Here is a 20,047-nt window from a genome sequence, read left to right as displayed (position 1 = left end):
CTCGGGGAGGAGAGCATGCGAAACCGATTGATTTTGTCCGCCTTGACGGCGGCTTTTTTATCCGTGCCGCCAGTCGCCCAAGCAGAGGTCGGGAACAATCCCGAGACGCTTGCGCTTGCCGGCATTCTGGATAACGACACCTTCGACCGTGCCGGCCTTTCCATCGGCCATCGCGCCCAATACTGGATGCCGGTCTTCGACACGCTGCTCTATACGGCCCCCGACGGCAAGACGATGCCGAACCTGGCCACCGAATGGCGCTTCAACGGCGAGGGCACGGAGCTGACGCTCAAGCTGCGCGAAGGCGTCAAGTTCACCGACGGAACACCCTTTAACGCGGAGGCGGTGAAGGCAAACCTCGAATATCTGCGCGATGGCGTCGGGCAGAACACCTGGATGGCTGGCGCCATCAAGAATGTCGAGATCGTCGGCCCCGCCGAGGTAAAGCTGCATCTCAAGGAACCGGATCCGGGCATGCTCTTCAATCTGGCGACCGTCGGCGGCGCCATGGCGAGCCCCGCGACGCTCGGCAAGGCTGATTCCAAAATGCTCCCGATCGGCTCCGGGCCTTACATCTACGACACGGCGCGCTCGGTGACCGGGCGGCAATACGTCTACAAGCGCAATCCGGATTATTGGAACGCCGGCGCCTTCCCGTTCGAAACCATGACGATGACGCCGATCAACGATCTCAGCGCGCGGATGAATGCGTTGAAATCCGGCCAGGTGGATGCCGCCGCGGGCGAAGGGCAGGTCGTCACCGAGGCCGAGGCGAGCAAGCTGACGGTTTCCAGACTGCCCGTGGACTGGCTGGGTCTGTTTCTCTCCGACCGCGACGGCAAAATGGTGAAGGCGCTGTCCGACGTCCGGGTCCGGCGCGCGCTCAATATGGCATTCGATGAAAAAGCGATCCTGAAGTTCGTCGCCAGGGGTTATGGGGAGGTTACGGATCAGCCTTTCGTCCCGCCGAGCGAGGCGTTTGATCCATCGCTCGACGGGACCTATCAATATGACCCGAAGGCGGCCCGTGCCCTGCTTGCCGAAGCAGGTTATGCAAGCGGTTTCAGCGTCACGATGCCGGATATCGGCACGCTTGCTCCCTACACGCCGATCATCACCCAGCAGCTCAAGGATATCGGCGTCACCGTCAGCTGGGTGAAAGTCCCGCCGAACGTCACGATCGCCGAGTTGCTGTCGGGCAAATACCCGATGTTCCTCTTCCGTCTGGGCAGCCAGTCGCCCTGGGCCGACTTCAACAAATTCGCCTTCGCAAACTCCCCCTGGAATACCTCCAAGGCAAAGGACGAAAAGCTGGAGGCTCTCCTGAAGACCGCCCAGTACACGCCTCCGGGCAAGGATCAGAATGCCGCGATGCAGGCCGCCAATCGATATATGGTCGAGAATGCCTTCTTTGCGCCCTGGTTCCGGATCGACAGCATCTACGTTTCCAACGCGCAGGTGAAGGTCCAGATGCAGGCGCAGAACATCGTGCCTTGGCCGCGCAATTATGCGCCCGCAAAGTGAGCTCGGACGCCGATGATACGGTATCTTCTGAAACGGGTCGCTTCCGGCATCGCGCTGCTTTGCCTGGTCTCGACCGTAACCTTCATGATGGTTTTCGGCGCCACGGGCAACGTCGCCCGCAACATCCTCGGTGAGAACGCGACGGCCGACCAGGTGACGGCGCTGAACAGCCGGCTGGGGCTCGACCGACCCCTGATGGTCCAATTCGGCGACTGGGTGAGCCATGCCGTCCGCGGCGACCTCGGCCCGTCATGGACGATGAGCGAGAGCGTGGCGTCGGCACTTGCGAGCCGGCTGCCCGTCACCCTGTCGATGGTGACGATCGCCGTGGCGCTGATGGCGCTCCTTTCGGCGATGCTCGGTATCGCCGCGGCTGTCCGCGGCGGCTGGGCGGACCGCGCCATCCAGATCGTCAGCGTCGCAGGTTTTGCGATGCCGAACTTCTGGCTTGGCCTGCTGCTGGTCCTCACCTTCTCGGTCGAGCTCGGCCTGTTGCCTGCAACCGGTTATGTTTCGTTCAGCGCTTCACCGTCCGCATGGGCGGCTTCCCTGGTGCTTCCCGTAACGTCGCTGGTGCTTTCGGGGATAGCCTCGGCCTCCCAGCAGATCCGGGGCGCGGTTATCGATGCGCTCAAGCAGGATTATGTGCGCACACTCCGCGCCCGCGGCGTCAGCCCCCGTTCGGTGCTCTATCGCCATGCGCTGCGCAACGCGATGCCGGCGGCGCTGACCGTTCTTTCCGTACAGTTCATCGCGCTTCTCGGCGGCGCCGCCGTCATCGAGCGCGTGTTCGCCATTCCCGGCATGGGATCGTTGACGGTCTCGGCTGCGCTGATCGGCGATGTTCCCGTGCTCATGGGAGTGGTCGTGACCCTGATCATCGTGGTCGTTCTGGTGAATATATTGATAGACTTCCTCAACGCATGGGCAAATCCGAAGGTGAGGATGTCATGAGCGATATCAACACCGCCCAGCCGCCAATCCCCGCCGCTTCGCAACGCCGTCATTTCGTCCGCTCGGTTCTCACCAATCCGACAGGCCTTGTCGCGGCGCTGGCGCTGCTGATCGTCATCGCATCGGCGATCTTCGCGCCTCTGCTTGCCCCCAACGATCCGTCCGCCGTCCAGATATTCAAGGTCAATGCCGTCGCCGGCGACGGTTATCTCCTCGGCGGCGACGGTTCGGGCCGCGACATATGGAGCCGTCTCGTCCATGGCGGCCGCAACACATTCCTCGGCGCGCTGATCACGGTCGTCATCGCGGCATCCATCGGGGTGACGGCGGGGCTCTTCGCCGGCTTTTACGGCAGGAAGCTCGATCTGGTGGCCCGCTGGATCTCCGACGGCATCATGGCACTGCCGGCGCTGATCGTATTGCTCGCCTTCTACCAGGCGCTCGGGGCCTCGATCTACCTGTCGATGGCGGTCTTCGGGGTGATGCTGTCGCCGGGCTTTTTCCGGCTGACGCGCAATCTCGTCAACGGCGTCAAACACGAGCTCTATATCGATGCGGCGCGGGTCTCTGGCCTCAGCGACCTCAGGATCATCACCAGGCATATCCTGCTTTCGGTGCGGGCGCCGGTGGTCATCCAGACCTCCATCGTTGCCGGGATCGCCATCGTCGTCCAGTCCGGTCTCGAGTTCCTCGGGCTGGGCGACCCCAGCACGCCGACCTGGGGCGGCATGCTGCAGGATGCCTTCTCCAACATCTATGTCTCGCCGCAGGCGATCCTCTGGCCAGGGCTGGCAATCACGGCAACCGTGGCGTCGCTGGTGCTGCTTGCCAATGCCATCCGCGACCGCATGCAGCAGGGCGGTGTTCAGGTCAGGGCGCCGAAGGTCCTTCCCCTGGCGGTGAGCGAACCGCTGCCGCAAACCGCATCCGACGTGCTCCTCGACGTGCGGAATCTGGTTGTTGCCTATCCTGCGAACGAGGGCTGGCGGGAAGTCGTCAAGGGCGTGAGCCTCAGCCTCAGGCGTGGCGAAGTTCTGGGGCTCGTCGGTGAAAGCGGATCGGGCAAGAGCCAGACGGCCTTTGCCATCCTCGGACTTTTATCGCCCGGAGGCCGGGTTCTTTCCGGCTCCATCCGGTTCGACGGTATCGATCTCGGGAAATCTTCCGGAGATGAGGTCCGGGCTCTTCGGGGCAGGCGCATCGCCTATGTTCCGCAGGAGCCGATGGCCAATCTCGATCCGGCGTTCCGGATCGGCTTCCAGCTCGTCGAGCCGATGATGACGGTGCTCGGGATCTCGCGTGCCGAAGCGACGCGGCGGGCGCTGAAACTGCTCGCCCGCGTGAAGCTGCCGGACCCGGAACGGGTGTTTCGCGCCTATCCGCACGAGATCTCCGGCGGCATGGCCCAGCGCGTCCTCATTGCCGGTGCGGTCGCCTGCAGCCCCGACCTTCTGATCGCCGACGAACCGACCACCGCGCTCGACGTCACCGTGCAGGCCGAAGTGCTCGACCTTCTGCGCGACCTGCAAAAGGAGTTCAACATGGCGGTCATGCTGGTGACCCACAATTTCGGTGTCGTGGCGGACAGCTGCGACCGGGTGGCCGTCATGAAGGACGGCAGGATCGTGGAAATCAACACCGTGGCTGACCTCTTCGCCGCTCCGGCGCACGACTACACCCGCATGCTTCTCGGATCCGTTCTCGAAGATGGCATGACGCGGACATATCGACCACCGATGACGGAAGGGATGCGCGCATGAACGATCAGATCCTCGTCGATTGCCGCAACGTGAACGTCCATTTCGGCGCCCACCATGTCCTGAAACACGTCAATCTCACCATCCGCCCCGGTGAAACCGTGGGGCTGGTGGGCGAGAGCGGGTCGGGCAAGACGACGCTCGGGCGCGCCATTCTCGGCATCGGTCCGGTCAGCTCCGGCGAGATATGGTTCGACGGCGAGAATATCGCCGGGGTACTGCCCCGCGCCCGCAAAGTCCAGGCGGCCATCCAGGCGGTCTTCCAGGATCCCTACAGCTCGCTTAACCCGTCGATGACGATCGAGGACATCCTGACGGAACCGATAGTCGCGCGCCGGCTCGCCTCGCGTGCCGATGCCTCCCGGCAGGTCCGCAGGCTGCTCGATCAGGTCGCGCTGCCAAGCGACGCGGCGGAACGGTTCGCCCGCGAATTTTCCGGCGGCCAGCGTCAACGCATCGCCATTGCCCGGGCGCTGGCGCTCTCTCCGCGCCTCATCGTCTGCGATGAACCGGTCTCCGCACTCGATCTTTCCACCCAGTCGCGGGTCATGGATCTGTTCATCGAGATCCAGGAGCGGACGGGCGTCGCCTATCTTTTCGTTTCACACGATCTGGCGGCGGTGCGCCACATTTCGCATCGTGTTGCGGTCATGCGTTTCGGCGAGATCGTCGAATTCGGAGAATGCGATCAGGTGACGGCGCGCCCCGCTCACGACTATACGAAGCGCCTGCTTCTCGCCGCGCCCGTCGCCGATCCCGCAAGGCAGGCGGAACGGCGCGCGGCGTTCCGCGCCCTTGCAATGACGGCTTAAACCATGCGCGCCATCGTCCTGATGTTCGACAGCCTCAACCGCCGCCTTCTGCCGCCCTATGGCGACAGGACGGCCCATGCCCCGAATTTCGAGCGGCTTGCGGAAAAGACGGCCACGTTCGACCGCTGTTATGCCGGGTCCATGCCCTGCATGCCGGCGCGGCGCGAAATGCATACCGGCAGGTACAACTTTCTCCATCGGTCCTGGTCACCGATCGAGCCGTTCGACGACAGCGTGCCGGAATTGCTGAGAAACGCCGGTATCTACACCCACCTCGTCACCGATCATCAGCATTATTGGGAAGACGGGGGTGCGACCTATCACACGCGCTTTTCTTCGCACGAGTTCTTTCGCGGCCAGGAAGGCGACCTCTGGAAAGGCATCGTCGAAGGTGTGGATCGAACCCGTCTCGTCGACTTCCTCTACCAGATGAGGCGGCAGGATCCCATCAACCGGGCCTATCTCAGGGACGAGCGAGACCACCCGCAGACGCGGACATTCGATGCCGGCCTGCAATTCATCGAAACCAATGCCGGCCAGGACGACTGGATGCTGCAGATCGAGACCTTCGATCCGCATGAGCCATTTTTCAGCTATGCCGAATATCACGCGCTCTATCCCGATACCGGCGAGGATTTCGACTGGCCGCCCTACGACCGTGTGACCGAGCCGGAAGAACGGGTCCTCCAGGCGCGGCATCGTTATCTGGCGCTGCTTTCGATGTGCGACCGCAATCTCGGCCGGCTGCTCGACATGATGGACGAGAAGAACATGTGGGACGATACGATGCTGATCGTCTGCACGGACCATGGTTATATGCTCGGCGAAAAGGGCTGGTGGGGTAAATCCGTCATGCCGTGGTACGACGAGACGATCCACACGCCCTTCTTCATCTGGGATCCGCGGGCCAGGGTTGCCGGCGAACGGCGTTCCGCGCTCGTTCAGACCATAGACATAGCGCCGACGCTCCTCGACCTCTTCGGCCTCCGGCCAACGCCCGATATCCAGGGAAAACCGCTTCTCGAGACGGTCAGAAACGATGTTCCGGTCCGCACGGCGGGGCTGTTCGGGAATTTCGGGGGGCACGTGTGTGTCACCGACGGCCGTTACGTCTACATGCGATGCTGCGCCACCGAGGACAATTCGCCGCTCCATGAATATACGCTGATGCCGACCCACATGCGTGCCCGCTTCTCTCCGGACGAACTGTCCAAGGCGGAGCTTGCGCAGCCTTTCTCCTTCACCAAAGGGGCTCCTGTCCTGCGGGTCCCAGGATGGACGATCCGGGGGCCCTGGGTGTTCGGGACGCTGCTCTACGACCTTGAGACAGATCCCGAGCAGAAAAATCCGCTCAGAGACGATAGGATCGAATTGCGGATGGCCGAGCTGCTTGTCGATCTGATGCGGGCCTCCGATGCACCCTCCGACCAGTTCGAGCGGCTCGGCCTTCCGGAGACGGGGCCGGTGCGCGACGAACATCTGCTCATTGAAAGACAATGGGCGCAGGTCGTTTCCGGCCAGCGCAGCGTGGCGCGGGCAAGCGATTTCCCACAAGGGGCTCGGGTGGCGAATATCCCGATCGCGAAACTCATGGCCGACGAAACGACGCGCCGCATCCTGATCGCGGAGGTTCCTCGTCTTGCGGACAGGCCGCTGCCCGCCCCGCTCGCCGCAAAGACGCTCGTGCAGGCCGCAACGGCCTGGCCGGAGCTGGACCGGGAAAAGCTCGAGGCGATCGAGCGGGCGCTCACAGAGCAGGTATGAACGAAGAGAACGATGCCATCGACACTGGATCATCTGACGAAATCACCCTTCAATCTCGATCGCGAAGCCCTCGACTGGGTGACGCAGACCTTCCAGGCCCTGGACGATACCGCCCGCGCCGCCCAGCTTTTTAATCTCAATTCCCGCGGGGACGACCGCGAGGCGGAGATCGCCCGCCTCGGCGAGCTGCAGCCGGGTGGCATCACCCGTTATTTCGGCGCAGACGGCACGGGGGAACGCGCGCATATGGCAGCGATCCAGGCCCAGGCCGGGGTCCCTCTGCTGGTTTCCGCCGATCTCGAAGGCTCACGCATGAGCCTCCCCTTCGGCACGGCCATTCCCAATCCATTGGCGCTGGCCGCCGTCGACGATGTCGAACTGACGGAGGCGATCTCCGACCTGATGGCACGCGAAGCCCGTTCCGTCGGGATCAACTGGTCCTTCACGCCGGTACTGGATATCAACGCGGCCTTTCGCAGCCCGATCGTCGCAACCCGCGGATATGGCTCGGATCCGGCGCTGATCGCACGTCACGCACTGGCGCAGATGCGCGTCTTCCAGCGCCTCGGCCTTGCCGCGACCGTGAAACACTGGCCGGGCGAAGGCTATGACGAACGCGACCAGCACCTGGTCACCACCATCAATCCCCTATCGATGGAAGAATGGCGAGCCACCTTCGGCGTGCTCTACAAGGCCGCCATCGATCAGGGGGTGAAGTCGGTCATGTCGGCGCATATCGCGCTGCCGGCCTATGTCTTGGAACGCGATCCCAATGCAGGCGAAGAAGCCTATCTGCCGGCCTCGGTCTCTGCGCCGCTCAATACCGCACTCCTGCGGGGCGAACTCGGCTTCAATGGCTTGATCGTCTCCGACGCCAGCGAGATGGCGGGCCTTTCGGGCGTGATGCCGGCGCATGACGCGAAGATCGAGATTATCGCGAGTGGCTGCGACATGGTTCTTTTCTCCTCCAGACCGGAGGCGGAAATCGCGGCTGTGCGTGACGCCGCCCATTCCGGGCGCATTCCGGCGGAGCGTTTCCACGATGCCGTCACACGCGTCCTCGCCCTCAAGGCGTCGGTCGGCCTGCATCGCAGCGTCGAAATGCCGGCCCATGTGAGGGAACCGGCTGCCCAGGAAGTGGCCAGCGAGGCTTTTGCGCGCGCGCCCACACTGGTGAAGGACAGGAACGGTACGCTGCCGCTCGACCCTGAAAAGCATCGCCGCATCCTCGTCGTTTCCGGCGGGATCGTCGAACCGATGCAGAATGCGAGGCTGGATTTCAAGCTGCCGGACATGCTGGCTGCGGAGGGCTTCGAAATGACCCTCCATCCCTATGGCACGCCGCTCGATACGGATGGGCAGGATCTCGTCCTCTATCTGTTCGGCGAAGAGACGCTTCTGACGCGCGGGCGCATTTTTCTGGATTGGCGGGCACTTCACGGGGATTTCAGGGCCGCCATGAGACGGCCGTGGACGAGACTGCCGACCGTGATGATTTCCTTCGGTTTTCCCTATTGTCTCTACGACGCCCCCCGGGTGCCGACCTATATAAACGCCTATTCCACCCACGAGGCGATGCAGGCCGCCGTGGTGGAGGCGCTGATGGGGCGGAGGCCGTGGAATCGCAACAGTCCCGTTGATCCCTTCGCCGGAGCGCCTGACGCCCGGTACTGATCGCCTCCGGCATGCACGCCGGATGAAGGGCATGTGGGGCTCACCGATCGACCAGACCGCGACGCCACCTGCGATCAAGGGCCATTGTCCTTTCCGGCTACGATGTCATAGGCGATCCGGAAGCCCGTATTGCTCGAGGCGCTGTCGGGGGAAAGGCCCATTCGCGCCGCGATCCGGTACCGATAGCAGTAACTTTTGTGGCAGAGGAACGAGCCGCCCTTCAGCACCTTGTCGGAAAAGCGCTTGGCATGCTCGTTCCGCGTCTTCGCCTGTTTCGACAGCGAGCGGACCTTGAAAGGGTCGGCGGTCCATTCCCAGACATTGCCGGCGAGATTGTAGAAACCGGCCTCATTCGGGGCGAAGCTGCGCGCCGGCGCGGTGCCGAAATATCCGTCCTGCAGCGTGTTGGTGTCGGGAAAGCGGCCCTGCCAGATATTGCAGAAGATCGCTTCGTCGGTCGGCTCTTCCTCGCCCCAGGGATACCGCCGGCGGCGGTTGCCGCCGCGTGCGGCGTGTTCCCATTCCGCTTCCGTCGGCAGGCGGCCGCCGACCCATTGCGCGAACGCGAGCGCATCGTTCCAGGAGACGTGGGTGACCGGATGGTCAAGCCGATCGTCGATCGAACTGCCGCGGCCTTCCGGCTGCCGCCATGTGGCATTGTCGACGCGCGTCCACCACGGGGTGCCGACGACACCACCCGTTGCAAGGCTGATGTCACCGAGCAGCGGCGCGAACACGGCGGAAGAGCCGAAGCGTTCCGATTCCGTCACATACCCGGTCGCTTCGACGAATTCGGCAAACCGACGAACCGTGACCGTCTCGGCTTCGAGGTGATAATCCTGCAGCGAGACCTTGCGCTCCGGCCCCTCGCCATCGGCGGAAATCACCGGAGCATGGGTTCCGACGAACGTCTCGCCACCCTTGACGGCAATCGTTTCCCCCCGGATGCCGCGAGAGATCGTGTTTGCAGGTGTGTCGAATGTTCCCTGCTCCGTTTCCCGTCTCGATCCTGAACAGCATCCACTCATCGCTTCTTCCTGATATGCGTTTATTCTTTTACGGACTTTCCGGCCGTCAGCCTCCTGATCGTCCGCATCGACGGCTTCGCCTTGGCAAAGGTATAAACGCCCGATCGCGGGAATGCCAAAAGCAATCGGACGATCAATGCCGGAAACACGCCCATCTTGCGGCGTTGTGCACCTGCTCTTTCGCACTTGCGAAGGGCACCACAAAACCAACATCATTTCCGGCCAACTAGACCGTCGGCGGTCTGCAGCCCCGGCCAGGGCTGCCGGATCACGCCGTCCGACGAGACGATCGACTCGTCCGGTCACTGAGAATGCGCTTAAGCCACCAGGGGAAAATTGCATGGAGAGATCGATGACCGAAGTGTCCAGCAGATAGCCCGCCCATTTTAATGCGGCAAGAAGATCTCACGCATCATGGGCGCGGAACCAGCGGCTTGAAAAGGAGCCGAAACTCCGCGAAAAGGGGTAGCTACGGAATGATGTCGCTCACGTACGATCGGTATTTGTCGCGAAGAGGTCGGTCATGAGTATCGCTGACCGCCTGGTAACCGGAAGTCTCTGGGTCTCCCTCTCGAGGGTCATCGTCAATGGGTTGTCGACCCTCAGTACCATCATCCTGGCCTGGTATCTCCTGCCGTCGGATTTTGGCCTCGTAGCGCTTGCGACGACCATGCTCGCCATCGTGACGACGATCACCGAGCTTTCGTTGAACGAAGCGCTTATCCGTCACGAAGCCCCGGAAGAATCCCATTTCAGCGCCGCATGGACACTGGCTGCGACCCGCGGCCTGATATTATGCGCCTTATTCGCCGCGTTCGCCTATCCGGCTGCCCTCATCTACGACGACCCGCGCCTTTTCGGCGTGCTGCTTGTCCTGAGCCTCAGCCTCCTCATCAACGGGTTTGCCAATCCGCGAAGGATCATGCTCCAGCGGGAGCTGATCTTCCGGCAGGAGTTCGTGCTGAACGTGGCCCAGAAGATTGCCGGATTTGTGGCGACCGTCGCCATCGCCGTCATCTATCAGACCTATTGGGCGCTGGTGGTCGGCACATTGGTGATGCAGATCACCAATGTCGTGGCGTCCTATTTCATCCTGCCGTTCCGCCCCCGGATCACCTTCTCCCATATGCGGGAATTCTTTTCGTTTTCGATCTGGATTACCGCCGGGCAGATCGTCAATACGCTCAATTGGCGTTTCGACTATCTGCTGATCGGCAAGCTGCTGACCGGCTCCGCTCTGGGATATTATTCGCTGGGCGGGCAGCTCGCGATGACGCCGACGCGCGAAGCGACCGCGCCGCTGACCGCCACCATCTATCCCGCTTTTGCCAATGTCCGCCACGATCCCGCGCGTCTGGCCGCAGCCTATCAGCGAACCCAGGCATTGCTGACGGCGGTGGCGTTGCCTGCCGGGATCGGGATGGCGGTCATCGCGGATCCCCTGGTCAGGCTCGTGCTCGGTGAAAAGTGGCTTCCGGTAATTTTCATCATCCAGGCGCTGGCGTCCGTTTATGCGCTGCAGACATTGGGATCTCTCAATCAGCCTCTCGGCATGGCGCTGGGGCAAACCCGGACCCTGTTCATCCGCGACGCGCAGATGCTTCTCGTCCGGATCCCCGTGATTACGATCGGCCTGGTGTTCTGGGGCCTTCCGGGGTTGATATTCAGCCGTGTGCTCACCGGCCTCTTCAGCGCTTTCGTGAACATGATCATCGTCAAGCGCTTCATCAGCGTTTCTGTCTCCGCACAGCTATGGGCAAATTTCAGAGCGCTTGCCAGTTCGGCCGTCATGGCGGCCGGCGTCTCGCTTGCCGATCGCTACATGGGAGTAGAAACCACGCATACCGGGCTGGTCCTACAACTGGCCGCCCTTATCTGCCTTGGAGGCGTTCTTTATTGCGGCTCCAGCATCTTTCTCTGGCTGGTCATGGATCGTCCAAACGGTCCGGAGACTGAAGTCAGAAAGATCGCCGCCAAGGTCTTGTCCAAAGTCAGTCACGCCTGATCGCGGGGCTTGTTCTTCTAAACGTTTGAAAGAGAGGCATAATGTCAGGTGCTCAGCAATCCGAACTTATCACCAAGCTTCAGGACAGGACCCACGATTGCCTTAAAGAGTTCATCCGGCCTGATGAACCGATAGCGATACTGGACTTTCCCGACATCCGGAATTGCGGAGATTCCGCGATCTGGCTCGGAGAGATGGCCTATTTGAAGCAGCGATACGCAAAGCGGCCTTCCTACGTTTGCACGACCGACGATTTTTCACCGGATGACCTCAAGATCTCTGCCCCGAATGGCCCGATCTTCATCCATGGGGGTGGCAATTTCGGCGATATATGGGTGTTTCATCAGGATTTCCGGGAGCGCGTCATGGAGCTGTTTCCCGACCGGCAGATCGTCCAGTTTCCGCAATCGATCCATTACAAGTCCGCGGAACGGCTGGAGCAGAGCAAGCGCGCGATCGGCAGGCACAAGAACTTCGTGCTCCTGGTGCGCGACGAGGAGTCGTTTCAGTTCGCCAAGGAAAATTTTGATTGCCAGGTCTATCTGTGCCCGGACATGGCCTTCTGCATCGGCAAGATAGAGCCCGCCGCGCCGCAATTCCCGGTCCTCGCAATGCTCCGGCAAGACAAGGAACAGGTTGGAACCGTCGACTTTTCCGCCTATCCGGACATCCCCAAGGAGGACTGGATTACCGAGAGCCGATCGAAGGTGCGCGTTGCAAAAGCGTTTGGGGCGGCCTCGGCACTGCTGCACCTCAACCCTTCCGAAATGCGGCTGCGCAAACTGGATGCCGCGGCCAACAACCGCTTCCAGCGTGGCATAAGCCAGATTTCCCGCGGCAAGGCCATCGTGACGGACCGTCTGCATGTGCATATCTGCTCGCTTCTCATCGGACGCAGCCATGCCGTGCTCGACAATAATTATGGAAAAATCCGCCGCTTCATGAACGCCTTTTCCGGAGGCACCGATCTCTCCTACAAGGCGACTTCGCTCGACGACGGCATCAGATGGGCAAAAGAACAGGCAGGTGTCGCGGCATGATGCTGCCTGAGATCAACGACCGGAGGCTGTCATGAGTGTTGTGACCTTCATCATCCCTGTACGACATCAGGACAACGCGCGCGACTGGAGCATCCTGAAGCGAAACCTGACGCAGACCGTGGCATCCATCGCGAACCAGACCAATCCTGACTGGCGGGGCGTGATCGTCGCCAACAGGGGTGCCGATCTTCCTGTCCTGCCGGAGAAGTTCTCGGTGGCGTGGGTGGACTTTCCGCCGAACGACATTCACGAGCGGGGCGATGCGACGGAAGAGGATTTTCTCGATTCATTCCGCGCCGACAAAGGCCGCCGCGTGCTTGCGGGGATGCTGACGGCCCGCGATTGTCGCTTTTTCATGATCGTCGACGACGACGATTTCGTCAGCGCCCGAATTACCGAATATGCTGCCCGCCACCAGAACGAGAACGGCTGGACGATCGACAAGGGTTACATCTGGGACGATGGCGGCAGCATTCTGTTGTGCCGCGACCAGTTCAACCACTATTGCGGAACGTCGCTGATCATTCGTTCGGACCTCTACGGACTGCCGTCAAAGGCGGAAGACGTTTCTCTCCCATGGATCAAGGACATGCTCGGCAGCCATGTCCGCATAGAATCGATTCTGGCCGAACGCGGTACGCCCTTGAACGCGCTGCCGTTCCGGGGTGCGGTCTACCGCGTTGCCCACAAGGGGTCGCACAGCAAGGCACCCAGCCTGATCCATATGTATTTCCTGAACAGGAACGTTCTCAAACAGCCTGTCCGGATTCTCAAGAATTTGACGAAGCTCCGACCGCTGTCGGCGGGGTACAGAAAAGAGTTTTTTGGGCTTTCCGCCGGAAAGACGGAGTAGATATCGCGGCGCCCGGTCGACAGGCACCGATCACACTACCATTTCACGCTGAGGAGTTGTCACATTGTCGAGCGGCGAACGAACGACCGCACTGCTGCCTGAGATCAGGCAATGGCACCCGTCACTATTTTCCAATGCGCCATGGCGCGGGCACGATGAATGTGAGTGCAGGAGCAGAGCGGCGGCGATGCGACGGCTTCGTCAACTTAACGCAGTGACCGTGACCCGCTGTGCCGCCCACCGTTCCCCTGCCGAGATCATAGGTCAGGCTGTGTGTCGCGAACTGCGTTCGGAGGCAATGAACCTCTGGGCAAAAATCGCTCGCGCCTGAACCGCCATGGTGCAAGCGGCCTACGATTGCCTCGTGAACGTTAAGTTTACAATGCCCTCTCATGTTTAACTGCGAAACGACCTCACCGCACCTTGAATATCAGCATAGATGGCCTCGATGCGTGCCGCCTCTGCGTCGGTGAGCGCCGAAAACTCCCTTTCACGAGCCCGCTTCGACAGTCGCCCGTCGTTCTGGCGCAGGAAGCGGAACAGGAGGTCCAGCAGGCGATCGGGCATATCGATGATCTGCTGGACCTCGATCTTAAACGCGTCATAAATGCGTAGGAATGCTGTCTCGGCTGGCAGGTCCACATCAATGGTTCGGGCTACACACTCGAACAGGAATTCGGCCTGAGGCGTCGCATCGAAGTAGCGGTAGAAGTCGGCTGTGTCGTTCAGCACCGTGACGTTACCACGATCCGTCGACTGCCAATGAACAACCGGCAACAGGCGGCGTGAATAGCTTTCCAGTACGGTTCGATAGGCATCGATGCGGTCCAGGATGACCGACGAGACCGGAAAGACGAGTCCGGGAGGATTGAACCCGTGCTCGGCGAGAACATGATGGACTAGATAGCGGTGCAGTCGGCCATTTCCATCCTCGAAAGGGTGGATATAGACGAAGCCGAAGGCGAGAGCCGCGGCGGCGAGAACAGGATCGAGCTGCTGTGCCGCGCCTCGGTCGAAAGAAGTCAGGCCGTCGATCAGAGAGGGCAGATCTTCATGTCGGGCGCTGACATGATTGGGGATTGGCGCGCCCGTCAGGCGATCACGCTCGCCGATGAAGCCACCCTCAACGCGTAAGCCAAGATGAACGAAGCGCGCGTCGCCGATGACGATGCGCTGCAGCCGCTCCAATTCGGCGCGGTCTATCGGTCGACGCCCGGCTTCACCGATAACCTGGGCCCAGCGCTGGATGCGATCTGGCGGCGGATCTTCTCCCTCGATCTGAAAGCTCGAGCGCGAATCCTTGAGCAGCAGGAATGCAGCGGTGCGTGCAAGCAGGTCCGCCGGCACCTCGTCGATCAACTGGCGCGCTTCGTTGCCAAGTCCACGTGCAACGAATGCTTCGAGTGCGGGCGTGCGGAAGATCATCGGGCAGAAAGCTGGTGTGCCGGGCAAGTTATTCTTCACGCGATGTCTTGTTGAACTCGTTCCACCCACCGAGAATTGCCGGTCTGGATCGACGACAACGGCATAGGTGCCCTGTGCCGCGTTGGGCAGATCAAGCCGTGTATTCAGCAGCCATTCGTAGAGAAACCACAGCCGTCGAGCATAGGCGCCAGTGGGCGCCGCGCGCACCATGTTGGTGATCGGCTCAGGACCTGTTGCCCGGAACAGGGCTTTCAGAACAGCAAGATCCAGTCCTTCATAGCGTAGGGCAAAGGTTAGGTGTCCGGTAAGATTGTCGTCCGGTTGGTGGCGCGGCGTGAAAACGTTCCATCCTTCGGCCTGATAGACTTTGTGGCGAGGACCGATCGCTGAGAGGATGATTGGCACAGGTACGGGTAATTCAAAGGCATCGATCAGGGCTGCATAGCCGACCGGGAGGGCGGCTTCCGGCATCGAGCGGTCGTGAAATATACTGACAGCTTCTGAAAATGGCTTTCTCTGGCCCTGTTCCATGAATCCGGATACTCGTCTCTGAAAAATGGTTCCAGATCGAAGCTCTCATGAAATTCGATGATAAGCAATGAATTTCAATAACAGGGAGGCAGCCTTCACGAATATTGATTCCGACGTGACATTGGTGGAGTGTCGTTTGGCAGTTAATCGGGGTCTTCCTCACTGGGCTTTCCGCCGGAAAGACGGAGTAGATATCGCGGCGCCCGCTCTAGCTCGGCGCCGCTGACGGGTATCGCAAGGCTACGGCCCGGCGATGCAAATTGCCGGGGAAGCGTGGCGCTTCGATGGTCACGGCGAAAGCGGCCGGACCTGACGGCCGGCCGCTCCGGATTTGATCGCGGTGATTAAACGGCGCCGCGGGTTTCCACGTAGATCGCGTAGACCGAGTGGCTGCTCGCCATATAGAGGCGGTTCTTTTTTGGGCCGCCGAAGACGAGGTTCGGGCAGCGCTCCGGAAGCTTGATGAAGCCGATCGCCTTGCCGGACGGGTTGAATATCTTGACGCCGTTCAGATCCTCGGGCCTGGCGCCTGCAGCGCCGTTCGATCCCCAGCCGCACCAGAGATTGCCATCGATATCGATCTTAAGGCCATCGAGAGCGCCGTTGTCGTCGGCCGTCACCAATGCCGTCTTGTTCGACAGCTTCACGCCATCTGCGCCGAGGTCGTAGCTCCAGATGATACGGAATGGCGATGCGCGGCCTTCGACGATGTAGAGCTTCTTTTCATCCGGCGAAAATGCGAGCCCGTTCGGGCCCTTCAGCTCGTCGGTGACGAGGCCAAGCTTGCCGTCCGGCGATATGCGATAGACGGAGTGCGGCAGCTCCGCCGTGCCCTTCTCGCCCTCCCACTCGCCGGCGATGCCGAAGGGCGGGTCGGTGAACCAGATGGAGCCGTCCGATTTGCAGACGATATCGTTCGGGGAGTTAAGCTTCTTGCCGTTGTAGTTGTCTGCGAGCACGGTGATCGACCCGTCATATTCGGTGCGGGTGACCCGGCGTGTCAGATGTTCGCAGGAAAGCAAGCGGCCCTGGCGGTCGCGGGCGTGGCCGTTGGCATAGTTGGAGCTGGGGTTGTAGACGCTCCAGCTCTCGTTGGCTTCGTCATAGCGCATGACCCGATTGTTCGGAATGTCGCTGACGAGCAAATAACGCCCGTCGCCGAACCAGACCGGACCTTCCAGCCAGCGAGCGCCGGTTGCGACCTGTTCGAGCGAGCTGCTGGCGATGCGATATTTCGCAAAGCTCGGATCGAGGATCTGGATGGCCGGGTCGGGATAGATCGGGCTCGGCGTAAAGCCGATCGCCTGCGCGGATGCCATTTTCGGGAAGGTGGTTGCCAGGGCGGCCGCTGAAAGCGTCATGATGTTGCGGCGTGAGAAATTCACGTTGAAGTCCTTTGATTATGGATAGTTGATTTCATATCAATTTGCCGGTTTGACCGGGAACCGAGACGATGGTCCCGCGACCCAATTAATGGCAGTCCATTGTGCGTCGCAACAAACAAGATTGCCTTCTGCCGCCTTTGGTTAAGCAGTGGTGAAAGCCACCTTTGAGGTCCGGACGTGTCGTTGATGCGCTGCGGCAAGAGTAAGATTTTATTATGAAAAAGCCCTTATGAAAAACGGAGGATCAAGTTCGATCACCCTGCGCATGATGTGCACCGTCCGGCACGGCTCCGGCATTTTCACTTTTCGATGCACTGTCGCTCTTTCAGCGTTTTTCGAGGTATCTGATGCTCAAGAATTTAAAGATTAAAACAAAATTCCTCATGGCGATTGCCATCCTCGCGGTCATTTCCCTCGCAGGGCTGATGTACGTCACCAGCAGGTTCAGCGCCGCCAACGAGGCTTATTCCGGCTTCCTGCAGAAGGAAAGTAACGCTGCGACCTTCGGACCCCGCGGCGCTGCCGGCATGTGGACCGCGACGACATGGCTGAGCCGCGCGCTGGCCCAGGAGCCGGCAAGCGCGGCGTTCCAGGATCTTTCCGGCCGGTTTTCCAAGGAATTTGCCGGCGCCCGCGACCGGTTGAGCCAGATCCCGGCGCTGGTGCCGAGCCGCAAGGCCGCGATCGACGAACTGCTTGCCGGTGCGGACGCGCTGAAGGCAGTCGGCGACGATCTTCTCAAGGCCCATACCGCAGGCGACAAGGAAAAAGTCCGTACGCTTTCCGCCAAGCTCGATCAGGCAATCGTCGATCTCTCTCCGAAATTCGGCGCCAATAACGGCGCCATGGCCGAAATCCTCAACAACGGCGCCAAAACGCTGAGCCAGTCGGTCTCCAGCACGATCACCTATGCGATCTGCGGCATGCTTTTCGGCATCGCGATCGCCGCCGTCCTGTCGATGACCATCGCCCATAAGGGCATCACCGCGCCGATGGCCCGCCTGCGTGAGCGTATGGCTTCGCTGGCCGCCAGTCAGACGGAAGCTGCCGTCGACGGCCTCGACCGCAAGGACGAAATCGGCGAGATGGCCAAGGCCGTCGCGATCTTCCGCGACAACGCGCTGGAGCGTGCCCGCCTGGAACGGGAAGCCGAAGACAATCGCGGCCTGTCCGAGCGCGAGCGCATAGAGCGCGAAACCCAGAAGACGCGCGAAGCCGCCGAGATCAAGTTCGCCGTCGACAATCTGGCGGAAGGCCTGAGCCATCTGTCCGACGGCAATGTGTCCTATCGCATCGAAAAGCAGTTCACCGCGACGCTGGACGGTGTCCGCAACGATTTCAACGCCTCGGCGACCAAGCTGCAGACGGCCCTGGAGCAGGTGGCGGAGAATGCCCGCAGCATCCAGGCCGGTTCGGCGGAGATCAAGGCGGCCGCCGACGATCTGGCCAAGCGCACCGAGCAGCAGGCAGCTTCCGTCGAGGAAACCGCCGCGGCTCTCGAGGAAATCACCACCACCGTCAAGGACGCCACGAAGCGCGCTCAGGAGGCCGGCGCGCTGGTTGCCCGCACCCGCAGCGGTGCTGAAAATTCCGGCGAGGTCGTCCAGCGCGCCGTCAAGGCGATGGAACAGATCGAGAGGTCATCGGGCGAGATTTCCAACATCATTGGCGTCATCGACGATATCGCCTTCCAGACCAATCTTCTGGCATTGAACGCCGGCGTCGAAGCGGCCCGTGCAGGCGATGCCGGCAAGGGTTTTGCCGTCGTCGCCCAGGAAGTGCGCGAACTCGCCCAGCGTTCCGCCAAGGCCGCCAAGGAGATCAAGGCGCTGATCACGACGTCGAACGAGCAGGTCAACGCCGGGGTGCAGCTGGTGGGCCAGACCGGACAGGCGCTGGTAACGATCGTTTCGGAAGTGCAGGAAATCAACCGGCACGTCAACGCGATCGTCGAGTCGGCCCAGGAACAGTCTTCGGGCCTTCAGCAGATCAACACGGCCGTCAACCAGATGGACCAGGATACCCAGAAGAATGCCGCGATGGTCGAGGAGTCGACCGCCGCAAGCCATGGTCTCGCCAGGGATGCGGCATCGCTCAACGAGCTGCTGTCCCAGTTCAAGCTGCCCGGCCAGCGCCACGTTCCGCGTCCGGCCGATCGCCGCGACACGCCGGCTGCCTCGCCGGCCCGCAATCTGGCCCGCAGGGTTGCCACTGCCTTCTCCGGCGGCTCCTCGGCCGCTGCGGTCAGCAACGATTGGCAGGAGTTTTAGGCGCGTCTTTGACCGGCTATCTGCGTCCGGGCGCTATTTGTAGCCGCGCCTGAGCGCCTGCGGGGGCTGTCCCAGGCTTCTGAGGAACGCCCGCCGCATTCGCCCGGCGTCGCCGAAACCGGCGGCCTCGGCAATATGTTCGAGCGGCGCGTGGCTGGTTTCGACCGCCATCCGCGCCGTTTCGAGCCGCAGGCGTTCCACGGCCTTGGCGGGTGTCGTGCCGGTTTCGGCTGCAAACGCCCTGGCAAAGTTGCGCGGGCTCATCGCCGCCTGATCGGCGAGGCGCTCGACGGTCAGCCGCTCGGCCAGATGCTCGCGCATCCAGCCGATCAAAGCCGAGAACCTGCCCGTGTGGCCTCCAAGGTCGACGAGCGCTGAAAACTGCGACTGGCCACCGGGCCGGCGCTGATGAACGACGAGTTGCTGTGCCGCCCTGCGTGCAATGTCCGGCCCCAGGTCATCTTCTATGAGAGCAAGCGCCAGGTCGATACCGGCGGAAATGCCGGCAGAAGTCCAGACGTGACCGTCCTGGACATAGATGCGTTCGGCGTGCATCTCTATCTTGGGGTAGCGGCGGGAAAAGTCGTGCGAACTGTTCCAATGGGTAGTGGCGCGGCGCCCGTCGAGCAGCCCGGCTTCGGCGAGTAGATAGGCCCCGGAACAAACGCTTGTCACGCGCCTTGCATCCGTACGTTTCAGCCATTCGAGAATGTCGTGCACGGCCTCCATGGAGCGGATGATCTCGCCGCCCGAGATCATCACCGTGTCGAACGGCCCGTCCTGGAGTGGGGCAGCCGACAGTTTGAGGCCTGACGAGCTCTCGATTTCGCCGCCGCCCGGCGCCATCAGCACCAGGTCGTAACTGCCCGGCCGGAATCGCTCCGCCATCTCGAAAGCCGATGTCGGCCCGGCCGCATCGAGAAGCTGGAAACCCGGATGCACCACGAGAGCAATTGTGCGAGCCATGGCAGTTTTTGCCCGATTAATGTCATTTCAGTCAGACGATAGCAGCGGTAACTTTGCCT

14 protein-coding genes are annotated in these 20,047 nt (G+C 61.5%); 10 read left to right on the top strand and 4 right to left on the bottom strand.

The features are described from left to right. The first annotated feature begins 15 nt into the window (after positions 1 to 15). The 6 genes from C5J26_RS09570 to C5J26_RS09545 are packed head-to-tail and all read left to right on the top strand — an operon-like array spanning position 16 to position 8,485. Positions 16 to 1,524 carry an ABC transporter substrate-binding protein gene (locus C5J26_RS09570; RefSeq protein ID WP_105401553.1) on the top strand — a complete coding sequence of 503 codons (1,509 nt, stop codon included), beginning with the start codon at positions 16 to 18 and terminating at the stop codon, positions 1,522 to 1,524. 12 nt (positions 1,525 to 1,536) lie between these two features. Continuing rightward, on the top strand, positions 1,537 to 2,478 hold the full coding sequence (locus tag C5J26_RS09565; protein WP_046665924.1) for an ABC transporter permease: 942 nt from the start codon (positions 1,537 to 1,539) through the stop codon (positions 2,476 to 2,478). Continuing rightward, positions 2,475 to 4,238, top strand: a complete 1,764-nt coding sequence (locus C5J26_RS09560; RefSeq protein WP_105401552.1) for a dipeptide/oligopeptide/nickel ABC transporter permease/ATP-binding protein — start codon at positions 2,475 to 2,477, stop codon at positions 4,236 to 4,238. Before C5J26_RS09565 ends, C5J26_RS09560 begins: the two co-directional genes overlap by 4 nt. Next, the gene (locus tag C5J26_RS09555) at positions 4,235 to 5,047 is read left to right on the top strand and encodes an ABC transporter ATP-binding protein (protein WP_105401551.1); all 813 of its coding nucleotides are present in this window, start codon (positions 4,235 to 4,237) and stop codon (positions 5,045 to 5,047) included. The genes C5J26_RS09560 and C5J26_RS09555 overlap by 4 nt, the downstream gene beginning before the upstream one ends. 3 nt (positions 5,048 to 5,050) lie before the next feature. After that, positions 5,051 to 6,811 (top strand): sulfatase-like hydrolase/transferase, encoded by a 1,761-nt coding sequence (locus tag C5J26_RS09550; protein WP_105401550.1) that lies wholly within the window; start codon positions 5,051 to 5,053, stop codon positions 6,809 to 6,811. 12 nt (positions 6,812 to 6,823) lie between these two features. Beyond that, positions 6,824 to 8,485: a glycoside hydrolase family 3 protein gene (locus C5J26_RS09545; RefSeq protein WP_105401549.1), complete on the top strand. Its 1,662-nt coding sequence runs from the start codon at positions 6,824 to 6,826 to the stop codon at positions 8,483 to 8,485. Positions 8,486 to 8,559: 74 nt separating this feature from the next. Here the strand turns inward: C5J26_RS09545 and C5J26_RS09540 are convergent, their stop codons facing one another. Continuing rightward, the gene (locus tag C5J26_RS09540; RefSeq protein ID WP_105401548.1) at positions 8,560 to 9,513 is read right to left on the bottom strand and encodes a formylglycine-generating enzyme family protein; all 954 of its coding nucleotides are present in this window, start codon (positions 9,511 to 9,513) and stop codon (positions 8,560 to 8,562) included. A 523-nt stretch (positions 9,514 to 10,036) separates the two neighbouring features. Here C5J26_RS09540 and C5J26_RS09535 point away from each other — a divergent pair. From C5J26_RS09535 to C5J26_RS09525, 3 genes are read left to right on the top strand one after another with little or no spacing between them, the layout of a single operon-like run. Continuing rightward, positions 10,037 to 11,518, top strand: a complete 1,482-nt coding sequence (locus C5J26_RS09535; RefSeq protein WP_105401547.1) for a lipopolysaccharide biosynthesis protein — start codon at positions 10,037 to 10,039, stop codon at positions 11,516 to 11,518. Between the two features lie 41 nt (positions 11,519 to 11,559). Further along, a complete protein-coding gene (locus C5J26_RS09530; RefSeq protein ID WP_105401546.1) occupies positions 11,560 to 12,558 on the top strand; it encodes a polysaccharide pyruvyl transferase family protein in 999 nt (332 codons plus the stop codon). A 31-nt stretch (positions 12,559 to 12,589) separates the two neighbouring features. Further along, positions 12,590 to 13,411 carry a hypothetical protein gene (locus C5J26_RS09525; protein ID WP_046631831.1) on the top strand — a complete coding sequence of 274 codons (822 nt, stop codon included), beginning with the start codon at positions 12,590 to 12,592 and terminating at the stop codon, positions 13,409 to 13,411. Positions 13,412 to 13,807: 396 nt separating this feature from the next. On the opposite strand, the gene C5J26_RS09515 is transcribed toward C5J26_RS09525, so the two are convergent. Together C5J26_RS09515 and C5J26_RS09510 are read right to left on the bottom strand one after the other, a co-directional pair. Next, positions 13,808 to 15,367 carry a Fic family protein gene (locus C5J26_RS09515; RefSeq protein WP_105401545.1) on the bottom strand — a complete coding sequence of 520 codons (1,560 nt, stop codon included), beginning with the start codon at positions 15,365 to 15,367 and terminating at the stop codon, positions 13,808 to 13,810. A gap of 344 nt (positions 15,368 to 15,711) precedes the next feature. After that, complete coding sequence (locus C5J26_RS09510) at positions 15,712 to 16,752, bottom strand: SMP-30/gluconolactonase/LRE family protein (protein ID WP_046631835.1); 1,041 nt, start codon at positions 16,750 to 16,752, stop codon at positions 15,712 to 15,714. 347 nt (positions 16,753 to 17,099) lie between these two features. Between C5J26_RS09510 and C5J26_RS09505 the strand changes: the two genes are divergently transcribed. Continuing rightward, positions 17,100 to 19,022 (top strand): methyl-accepting chemotaxis protein, encoded by a 1,923-nt coding sequence (locus C5J26_RS09505; RefSeq protein ID WP_105401544.1) that lies wholly within the window; start codon positions 17,100 to 17,102, stop codon positions 19,020 to 19,022. 33 nt (positions 19,023 to 19,055) lie between these two features. Here the strand turns inward: C5J26_RS09505 and C5J26_RS09500 are convergent, their stop codons facing one another. Beyond that, positions 19,056 to 19,988: a GlxA family transcriptional regulator gene (locus tag C5J26_RS09500; RefSeq protein ID WP_105401543.1), complete on the bottom strand. Its 933-nt coding sequence runs from the start codon at positions 19,986 to 19,988 to the stop codon at positions 19,056 to 19,058. Between the last annotated feature and the right edge of the window lie 59 nt (positions 19,989 to 20,047).

The sequence above is a fragment of the Neorhizobium sp. T7_12 genome, from assembly GCF_002968535.1.
Classification (GTDB): domain Bacteria; phylum Pseudomonadota; class Alphaproteobacteria; order Rhizobiales; family Rhizobiaceae; genus Neorhizobium; species Neorhizobium tomejilense.
The sequence above is the reverse complement of the archived record's forward strand: the minus strand, read 5'-3'. Positions and strand labels throughout refer to the sequence as shown.